At 73.5% G+C, this 554-nt stretch carries 1 pseudogene; it reads left to right on the forward strand.

Features of this window, described 5'->3' with window-relative positions:
• A pseudogene (locus tag VM95_RS37935) lies at positions 1–304 on the forward strand (hypothetical protein); the annotation flags it as partial.
• Positions 305–554 lie beyond the last annotated feature (250 nt).

Consider the following 554-nt stretch of genomic DNA (forward strand, 5'->3'; position numbering starts at 1 on the left):
CTGCCCACCCGCCCAGCGCAACCGCTGCACCACCGCCGCCACCCGACCGGCCCCCGTCACCGAAGAAGCGATCACTCAGCACCTGGCCACCCTCGGACACCCCGACCTGCCCCACCACTGGGACCCCGGCACCCGAACCCTCACCATCCCCGCACCCGTCGACCGCAGGGTGTGCCTGAACACCGCCCAGCGCTTCCAGATCACCGTCCACGGCCAACGCCGCGACGGCGACCCCTACTGGACCAGCCGCTTCAACGGCAGCCCCACCCTCACCGTCCCCTCAATGCCGGCCAACCCCACGTAGTCACCCTCCGAGAGACCCCACCACCCCACCAGAGTCCGTGATTCGGTGCCCGGCCGGGCAGGCCGGGCGCCGGACAGCTCGACGAACCCGGCGCCGCGCCGACAGGCGGCGGGTGGGGGGCGGGCCCGGGGTCAGGCGCGGGTGGTGCGGCGTGGATCCAGGTGAAGAAGGCGTCGGCGACCTGGTCGCGCTGGGGCTGGGGCAGGTGGGTGAAGCCGCCGTGGGCGGTGCTCCATTCGTTGAGGACGGG

Source organism: Streptomyces rubellomurinus (genome assembly GCF_000961885.1).
In the GTDB taxonomy this organism is placed as follows: Bacteria; Actinomycetota; Actinomycetes; order Streptomycetales; family Streptomycetaceae; genus Kitasatospora; species Kitasatospora rubellomurina.